The following is a 6,155-nucleotide window of genomic DNA, read 5'->3' as shown; positions in this document are numbered from 1 at the left end:
GCAAAAAAGATAAAGCAAAAAAAGCAGATAATCAATGAAAAAGAATTGGATTGTATTTTTTGGATCAATAGCATTTTTTATAGTAGGTGCTATTTGCATAGTAATCCTAAAACTTCTCTTTGGAGAACACTACGGTGACGTTATTTTTGCTGGGATAATCTTGACCAATATATATTACATAATTAAAAACGGTATAAAAAAGAGTGACTTTCGGAAAAAGAATTTTAAAACAATGGACGTCACAATAGGTGGCGTCTCTTTGGTACAAGCTATATTTGTATTTATAATGTGGGTTGGTTACAATGCAACAAGAGGATAAGCATAAAATTTGGCAATGGAGATTTACAGACTGCAGCAGAAGTAGGAACAAATTTTCTTACTACAACAGGACAAGCTATTGTAGATAGTGTAGAAAGCAAAAAAGATAAAGCAAAAAAAGCAGATAATCAATGAAAAAGAATTGGATTGTATTTTTTGGATCAATAGCATTTTTTATAGTAGGTGCTATTTGCATAGTAATCCTAAAACTTCTCTTTGGAGAACACTATATTGATGCTATGGCTGTGTTGCTAATATTTGCCAATGTATGTTTTATGATGAAAAACGGTATAAAAAAGAGTGACTTTAAAAAAGAATATATACAAAAAATGGAAATAAAAAGAGGTGGTGTTGCTTTAATTCACTCCTTTTTAGTTTTTGTATTTTGGCTTCTTTACAATGCCACAATGAGATAAACATAAAAGTTGGTATAGTATCTTGTTGCAGGAACGGGTCAAGTAGTAGCCGATAGTATAAAAAGCAAAAATGACAAAAGACAAAAATGAAGAAATTCTTTAAAAAAGTATTTTTTACACTTGTTGTCGCTATAATATTCGGTCTTGTTCTAAATGGCTTTTTGCATATATTAAAATACTTTTTCGGAGAAATTTATTATATAGATGCACTAGGTTTTATCTTGGTATGTTTTTATGGATTTTTTGCAATAAAAAATGATATTAAAAAAAGCGACCTTACCAAGAAGAACCTAGAAAATATAGAGATAAAGTATGGAAGTGTGGCGTTATTTTACACGATCGTAATTCTTCTAATTTGGCTAATGCTAATTTGTATAAGATATTTCTAAAAAAGAATTTTAAAACAATGGACGTCACAATAGGTGGCGTCTCTTTGGTACAAGCTATATTTGTATTTATAATGTGGGTTGGTTACAATGCAACAAGAGGATAAACAAAAAAAGTTGGCGTATAGCATCAGCTGCAGCTGCAAGCTCAGGAACATATGGCTTTAGCGTAGGAGTAAGAGCTGATCTTGCTACCACTAAACAAGAGAGCTCTTTAAAACAAACTAGCTCAAATAAATCTAGCCTAAATGCTAAACATATAAATATAAACTCAACTAAAGATATATCTATCACAGGCTCAGACCTAGCATCAAAAGAGTATATGAGCCTAAACTCAAATAACCTAAACATAAACTCTAGCGAAGATAGTTTAAAATATAAATCAAACACCAAATCTCTCACAACAGGATTTGGTTTTACATTTTATGGAGCAAACTCTAGCTCACTAGAGCTTGGAACAAATAGCTTAAAACAAAGCGAACAAAGCCTAACAAATAACAACTCTCATCTTTACTCAGCTAAAGATATGAATATAAATACAGCTAATGACGCAACCATCAAAGGAGCAAATTTAAGAGCTGATGAGAGATTAAATTTAAAAGTAGGAAATAACCTAAGTCTAGAAAGCACCAGAGATATAAAAGATGCTAGCTCTAAAAGCAAGGGTATAAATTTAAGCGTAAGCTACTCTGGAGCAACTAATGCTAAAAACTTTGCATCTGGAGATAGATCTCTAAGCTCTGTTGGAGCAAGCATCAGTAAGTCAAACTCAAATACAAAGATAAAACAGACGAACCTCTCATCTATAACAGCCAATGAGCTAAACGTAGAGGTAGGCAAAAACACCCATCTAAAAGGATCACTATTAGCAGCAGGAGAGTATGATAAAGACAATACCTTTATAGATAACCACAACCTAAATTTAAAAACAAATACCCTAAGCTATGAGAACCTATCAAATACAAGCTACAACAAAGGATCATCTCTTAGTATAGGAGCTAATTACTCAGTATGTAAAAAAGATGATAGTAAAGCTAATCAAAACAGCCAAGGCAAATCAGACTCAAGCTACTCTGGCCTAAAGTCAATAAACTACTCAAACAATAGAAATTTAAGCTACAGTTTATCTAAAAACCTAGCAACTCTAGGCAGTGGCAACATAGAGATAGCAGATAAAGAAAACTCTGATGATCTAACAAGACTAAATAGAGATACAACTAAACTAACAAAAGATCTAGTAAATACTAGCATAAGCTCAAATGTAGATGCTAGTATGGATTTAAGGGTGCTAACTAAGAGTGGGCAAAAGGATATAGCTAAAGAGATAGTAGATGCTAACTATGGATTAAAAAAACTATCAGAGCAAATGCCAGACGAAAATAGCAAGAATAAAATAGTATCAATTATGGGAAAACTTCTTGTGTATGGAAGTATGGTTGCTTTGGATATAATACCAACCAGTTATAATAATGGAGGTTTATTTGGGCAGCTTGTTGGTTCTTTCGGTGGAAAAGAGATTGCAAGTGACCTTATTTCTGTTTTTAGTAAAAACTCAGAAAAATATGAACTATATAAAGATAAAATGGTTAAGCTTGAGGATAGTAAATACTTCAAGACCATTAGTCCAGAAAAGCGAGAGGAATTAAAAAAGCTTTCGTATTTTAAAGATCTTTATGTATCTAAAGAACCTTTAGGAATAGATGTGGATACTATAACACATCAAAATTTTGGAAATGGTATCTTGAATACGCCAATGGAGGCTATTATGAACGGACTTGAGCAAACTGGTCAGATTAAAAAGGATGGTACAAGGCTTGCTGGAAATACCATTGAATTAACGATAAAATATAATCCAACGCGTGGATTTTTCTCTGATTTGCTTGAAGCAGCGCAGGATAAATTTAGTATAGGCACAAGTGACATGGCAAAGCAAGTTGGTAGTTTTATATCGGATGTAACAAAAGCTGCTGAAGAAAAAAGAAAAAAAGATAATAAAGTTTTTGCTGTAAATTTTGCAGCACATTCTCAGTTAAATACATTAGTCTATAATGGTGTTAAATGGGGCATAGACAATGAACTTTATAGGCATTTAGATGGAGTTAAAAGTTTAATGAAAAAAGGTAAAGGCAATCCATATACTGTTTCTTCTTTTGGATCTCCAGTAGATGTAGAAAAAATGAGAGATGTATTAGAAGCGGCTAAAATTGATATAGCGGGAACATTTTCCAACAAAGACGATTTTGTAGCAGAAGGTCTTGGTGGAAATAAAGATGTGAATAAAAAAGCAGATATGACAGATCGTATAAATGTGTTAAATATTCCTAAATTATTTATGGATGGCTCACCACACAGTTCTTATGTGTGTCAAGATTATGAAAAAGATGGTGCTATATGTGGTGTAAATTTCCAGTAGTAAAGCTTATTGTTATAACTTTTATTGTGCTCTTTTCCGGTTGTCATGATATTCCAGATATAACTACAAAGCACCTTAAGCCAGGTATTATGCTTTCATCTTTTCAAAATGAAAGCTTTACCTATGTGCTTCCAAGTAGTTTTACTGATATTGATTGGTATTATTTTCTAGATGAAAAAAATGGCAGAAATGTTTTTGAACGTAATTTGCCGTCTATGTTTAATGAAAAATTTCAGATCAATACTTACAGATATAAAGAAAGAAATATGTCACGAAGTAAGTTAGAAATTCGCAAAGATAGAGAAGAAAGCATTGATAGGAGTATTTATGATATTTTAATGGGTTGGCAACCTTATGAAAAAGGATTCTTTACATATATTGATGGCATAAAGTGTGAAGCAGATTTTTTGATAAGCTCAATAACTCAAATTGACTCTGCAAACTATGGCATTGATTGTCTTTATTACGATACTAGTGGTGCTGTATCAACTTTAGTTATTGGAGGCACTTTTAGATTATTTTTTGATCCAGTTAAACATAAAAACTATAAAGCAGAAGATATGGCAATACTATTTAAAAATGATATGAGTGAATTTTTAAAATCGATAAAATTAAAAAATATGGATAGACAAAGAATGAAAAAAGAGGGCTTGCTTTTTGACAGAATATATAACCCTAGGGATGAATTTGATGAAATAATCTATGAGTGGTTTGATCCAAATAAATTTGACTGTACAAAGTACCAAAAAGAATATCAGATCTGCAAGAAATCACATCTTTGGAAAGAGATACGTAAAAATAAAAATTTTTTTGATGAGAAATACTATGAAACAGAAAGAAAAATAAGGGGTTAAGATGCTTAAATATAAAAAATTTATTTTTATTTTTATAGCTTTTTTGTTTATTGGTTGTTTTTCAGATAGTCATCCTCAAGTGAATGAACACAAAGTAATATATAGCTATGATAGAAATTTAAAGGCCTATGCACCAGAAGCAAGAGGAGATAAAGTAAGGCTAGATACTGACGGGCTAAAAAAATTTATAATAAATAAGATAGGACAAAACTTTGAGTATAAAATCAGTGTCTATACTGAAGATGCTGATCATAGCGATGTAATAAAAGCAACAAACAAAGAGGAGAGAATGCAAGATAGAATGGAGTATCTTAAATCTCACGGAAAGATATTTTCTCTTAAATCAAATAGATACATTAAACTAAGCGATGAGTATATATCAAATTTATTATGTCTTGCAAAAACAAACATTAATAGTAGTATCTATGTGAATATTGAATATACTTGTCCCTTTTATAGCAAAAGCGGCAAGAAGAAATTTCTAATAGCAAAGACATCATTGTCAGACTATGCAAGAGATAAAACTATAAAAACTAAAGAAGAGCTATATGAGTATAAGATAACTCAGGCTTATAGTGCCCTTAAGCAAGATATTAAAGTAGTAGCTGACTCTCTTTGGATAGATGAGATGGATATTGAAAGAATGAAAAGAGATGACTTACTACACGAAAATGCCAAATATGGTGCTCAATACGAAAATGCTGTCGAATGGTTTAATCCGGACTTCTTTAAATGCAAAAGCATGAACGAAAAAAACCAAATTTGTGATGATAGGCTAAAGTTTAAAACTATACGAGACGAATTATCAAAAGAAGAGTAGGTGAAACAAAAATTATATGATAAAAAGAAATTCTGAATATACAGATGACGAAGTTAGAATTTTATTAGACTTGGTTCATTTTAAAAACAATACAGATACATTAAAAAACATGTTATCCCAGATAGGTTTTGATAGCGAAACCGAGCTTGTTTCTATGTCAAGAGATGATATAGTAGAAATTTTACAAAGAAGCTTGGATAAAAAGATATCTTTTTTAGAGCTTGAAGAGTGGGCAAATTTAATAGAATGTCGTGAAGATATAGGCTTTGAAGATGAAAAACACAAGAAATGGTCTTTAAACTAGCAAAACCTTATTTGTATGGAAAGTTAGATGAAAAGCAGGTGCTAAGCTATCTAAACGAATTAAAGGGAGTAGATGGATAGTAGTGATGCTTGTTTGTCAAAGATGGGATTTGAGATTAAAAAGTGGATCTGTTAAGGCATTGTTGATGAGTTGAAGAGTAGCTGTGATAGCTTTTAAAAGGTAATATGGATAAGGGTATATATTAATTACGTAGAAATATATCATCCTTTTAGTGCGTATTATTACGAAATAAAAGGATACATTAAAAATGGGCAAAAAGATGAATAATAGGCTAAAATACATGATTATCCAAGTGTTCTTTTTAGTGCAGTTGCTGGGTCGGTTGCTATACCAAGCGCATTAAAATCTTACGATAGTATCAAATATTCACGTAATGCTATAAAAGAATTAAAAGACCAACTTAAAACAGCTGTTTCGTCAAATAAGCGGGAGCAAATAAATAATAAAATTTTTGAGCACGAAGAAAATATAAAAGCTCATTAGCTGTTTCAAATAAGTAATGCCGCATTAAGGCAAGGTATAAAATATCCTACAACAAGGTTGAATGATGAATAAAATCTTAAGAATAGTTGTCGTTATTCTTTTTTTTGGGTTCGCGGATTATGGCTTTAAATATCCTATTC

At 31.3% G+C, this 6,155-nt stretch carries 5 protein-coding genes; all 5 read left to right on the top strand.

The window, feature by feature from the left end; genetic code table 11:
- Positions 1 to 449 precede the first annotated feature (449 nt).
- A complete protein-coding gene (locus CYP84_RS01180) occupies positions 450 to 734 on the top strand; it encodes a hypothetical protein (protein ID WP_103636393.1) in 285 nt (94 codons plus the stop codon).
- A gap of 462 nt (positions 735 to 1,196) precedes the next feature.
- The gene (locus CYP84_RS01170; RefSeq protein WP_180996352.1) at positions 1,197 to 3,533 is read left to right on the top strand and encodes a hemagglutinin repeat-containing protein; all 2,337 of its coding nucleotides are present in this window, start codon (positions 1,197 to 1,199) and stop codon (positions 3,531 to 3,533) included.
- Positions 3,512 to 4,387: a hypothetical protein gene (locus CYP84_RS01165; protein WP_103636390.1), complete on the top strand. Its 876-nt coding sequence runs from the start codon at positions 3,512 to 3,514 to the stop codon at positions 4,385 to 4,387. The genes CYP84_RS01170 and CYP84_RS01165 overlap by 22 nt, the downstream gene beginning before the upstream one ends.
- A gap of 1 nt (position 4,388) precedes the next feature.
- Positions 4,389 to 5,207 (top strand): hypothetical protein, encoded by an 819-nt coding sequence (locus tag CYP84_RS01160; protein ID WP_103636389.1) that lies wholly within the window; start codon positions 4,389 to 4,391, stop codon positions 5,205 to 5,207.
- 16 nt (positions 5,208 to 5,223) lie between these two features.
- Positions 5,224 to 5,511: a hypothetical protein gene (locus CYP84_RS01155; protein WP_103607730.1), complete on the top strand. Its 288-nt coding sequence runs from the start codon at positions 5,224 to 5,226 to the stop codon at positions 5,509 to 5,511.
- Positions 5,512 to 6,155 lie beyond the last annotated feature (644 nt).

The sequence above is a fragment of the Campylobacter concisus genome (assembly GCF_002912425.1).
GTDB classification, from domain to species: Bacteria; Campylobacterota; Campylobacteria; order Campylobacterales; family Campylobacteraceae; genus Campylobacter_A; species Campylobacter_A concisus_AH.
The sequence above is the reverse complement of the archived record's forward strand: the minus strand, read 5'-3'. Positions and strand labels throughout refer to the sequence as shown.